Raw genomic sequence first — 2,820 nt, forward strand, 5'->3', positions numbered from 1 at the left:
AATTTTTATTTTGGAAAAGGAGGGCTTTCTTTGATCCGTATCAGAAATCTCACAAAAATTTACCACTCAAGTTCAGGAAATGTCAAAGCGCTGGAAAATGTCAACCTCAACATAGAAAAAGGTGATATTTTTGGAATTATAGGCCTTAGCGGCGCAGGCAAAAGTACTCTTCTGCGTTGCATAAACATGCTTGAAAAGCCCACTTCCGGCTCGATAGAAATAGATGGTGTTGAAATGACTCGGCTTTCTCCCTCTGAATTAAAAGAAATGCGGAAAAAAATAGGCATGATATTCCAGCATTTTAATCTGTTATCATCCAGAACTGTCAGAGGCAATGTAGCTTTCCCTTTAGAAATTGCCGGCCTGGACAAAAGGACAATCGATAAAAAAGTAGATAATCTTCTGGAGCTAGTAGGGCTTTCCGACAAGTCTGACAACTATCCTTCTCAGCTTTCAGGCGGTCAAAAACAGCGGGTAGGCATAGCACGAGCCTTAGCAAATGATCCAAAGGTTCTGCTGTGTGATGAACCAACTTCTGCACTGGACCCGGAAACAACTCTTTCTATTTTGAACCTTTTAAAGGATATCAATAGGCAGCTGGGAATTACCATAGTGCTGATAACTCACGAAATGAATGTCATTAAACAAATTTGTAACAAAGTGGCAGTCATTGAAAAAAGCCGTGTGGTGGAACAGGGTCCTCTTCTCGAAATATTTAAAAAACCTCAGACAGAAACCGCTCGCAATTTTTTGAAATCTATAACTTTATCAGAAATTCCTAAAGAACTAAAAGATAGGATTAAAAATCTGTCTCACGGGTACTTGGAAGGCAAGATTGTTAAAATTGGCTTTTTGGGAGAAATTACAGCAAAGCCCATTATATCCAATATTGTAAGAAAATTTGACGTTGACACCAACATACTTTACGGAAACATTGACCACATCCAGGGCACTCCCTACGGTACTCTCGTGGTTGAACTCCGAGGAAAAAACAATCGAACAGATGATGCCCTGGAATATCTAAAAAAGCTGGGACTCGATGTGGAGGTGATTGAAAATGTCTGAAACTATAAACTTATTGCTGGTCGGAACGTGGCAAACTATATACATGGTAGTGGTATCAACGTTCATAGCAACGATTTTCGGGGTACCACTTGGTGTGCTTCTGATGGTAACTGACAAAGGTCAGATACTGCATAACGAACCTTTAAATAAAATACTAGGCACTATTGTGAATATTTTTCGCTCTGTGCCTTTTGTAATACTTTTAATCGTGCTTATACCTTTTACACGATTGCTTGTAGGGAAAGCTATAGGGACCACAGCAGCGATTGTTCCTCTTTCGGTAGCGGCCATTCCATTTATGGGAAGGCTTACCGAAACAGCATTGAGAGAGGTAGACCGCGGCGTTATTGAAGCAGCCAAGGCTATGGGTGCTTCACCCCTTCAAATCATAACCAAGGTGCTAGTCCCCGAGGCTTTACCTTCAATAGCCGCAGGGATTACCATAACTACTATAAATTTAGTGGGATATTCTGCAATGGCAGGTGTTATAGGAGGTGGTGGACTGGGAGATTTGGCAGTAAGATATGGATACCAGCGATTTATGCTCGACATTATGCTTTATACAGTAGCAATTCTAGTTGCTATGGTACAACTAATTCAATTTCTAGGAGATATGTTAGTAAAACATCTGTCAAGAAACCGGTAAACTATCTTTAAAAAGGAGGAATTTAAAGTGAAAAAAATTTTAACTATAGTTCTACTATTCAATCTTATAACACTTTTTATCTCAGGATGTGGAGCAAAGCAAATATCCCAATCCCAAACCGAGGACACATCAAAGATAACCATCAAAGTAGGAGCTACTCCAGTGCCCCACGCCCAAATTTTAAACGTCGTAAAACCTATACTTGCGAAAGAGGGAATTAATTTAGAAATTGTAGAATTTACAGATTATGTACAACCTAATCTAAAACTTGCTGAAAAAGAATTAGATGCTAATTACTTTCAGCATATTCCTTATCTTGAAGACTTTTCAAAGGAACACAATCTCAATTTAACATACATTGCTAAAGTTCATATCGAACCTATGGGAATATATTCCCAAAAAATTAAAAATCTCAGTGAATTAAAAGAAGGCGCTACCATTGCCATACCAAATGATGCTACAAACGGCGGAAGAGCTCTGTTGCTACTGCAGTCAGCCGGAGTGATAAAGCTGAAACCAGATGCAGGCATCAAAGCGACGGTAAGCGACATTGTTGAAAATCCTAAAAAAATTAAGATTTCCGAGCTGGAAGCCGCCACTTTGCCTAGGGTATTGTCAGATGTAGATGCAGCGGTAATAAACACCAACTACGCCTTGGAAGCTGGACTTATACCCACCAAAGACGCGCTCTTTATCGAATCAGCAGATTCCCCCTATGTCAATGTACTGGTGGTCCGCAAAGGCGATGAATCAAGGCCTGAGCTTATGAAGTTAGCCGAAGCCTTGAATTCTCCAGAAGTTAAAAAATTCATCGAAGAAAAATATAAAGGTGCTGTCGTACCCGCCTTTTAAGCAGGAGATGATTCTATTGTCAGGATCTGATAAAATTATCGGCGTCATCGCTAGTACACCAGTAGATACTCAAATGAGAGTTGATTTTGTAAGAAAAAAGGGGCTTGAAGCGGTGGGAATCCTTGCCGCTTCAAGCCCCGATGAACAAAAGCGGCTGGTAATTTTGACTACCAATTTCAGAGATAAAAACAGAAAAGAGATAGTCCATTTTAAAAACAGACTACCTCTTTTTAAATATGTATAAAATTTTACCGGCA

4 protein-coding genes are annotated in these 2,820 nt (G+C 39.7%); all 4 read left to right on the forward strand.

What is annotated here, in order from left to right:
* The first annotated feature begins 30 nt into the window (after window positions 1-30).
* From JCM7501_RS12325 to JCM7501_RS15535, 4 genes are read left to right on the forward strand one after another with little or no spacing between them, the layout of a single operon-like run.
* Window positions 31-1,065 carry a methionine ABC transporter ATP-binding protein gene (locus tag JCM7501_RS12325; RefSeq protein WP_013150400.1) on the forward strand — a complete coding sequence of 345 codons (1,035 nt, stop codon included), beginning with the start codon at window positions 31-33 and terminating at the stop codon, window positions 1,063-1,065.
* The gene (locus JCM7501_RS12330) at window positions 1,058-1,711 is read left to right on the forward strand and encodes a methionine ABC transporter permease (protein WP_028992578.1); all 654 of its coding nucleotides are present in this window, start codon (window positions 1,058-1,060) and stop codon (window positions 1,709-1,711) included. Before JCM7501_RS12325 ends, JCM7501_RS12330 begins: the two co-directional genes overlap by 8 nt.
* A 27-nt stretch (window positions 1,712-1,738) precedes the next feature.
* Window positions 1,739-2,563: a MetQ/NlpA family ABC transporter substrate-binding protein gene (locus JCM7501_RS12335; RefSeq protein WP_028992579.1), complete on the forward strand. Its 825-nt coding sequence runs from the start codon at window positions 1,739-1,741 to the stop codon at window positions 2,561-2,563.
* A 16-nt stretch (window positions 2,564-2,579) separates the two neighbouring features.
* Window positions 2,580-2,807: a hypothetical protein gene (locus JCM7501_RS15535; protein WP_013150403.1), complete on the forward strand. Its 228-nt coding sequence runs from the start codon at window positions 2,580-2,582 to the stop codon at window positions 2,805-2,807.
* Window positions 2,808-2,820 lie beyond the last annotated feature (13 nt).

It is taken from the genome of Thermoanaerobacter thermocopriae JCM 7501 (assembly GCF_001310975.1).
GTDB lineage: Bacteria > Bacillota > Thermoanaerobacteria > Thermoanaerobacterales > Thermoanaerobacteraceae > Thermoanaerobacter > Thermoanaerobacter thermocopriae.

Excerpts from the sequence above, each read along its gene's own strand:
- JCM7501_RS12330 (WP_028992578.1), top strand. The coding sequence starts at position 1,058 with ATGTCTGAAACTATAAACTTATTGCTGGTCGGAACGTGGCAAACTATA.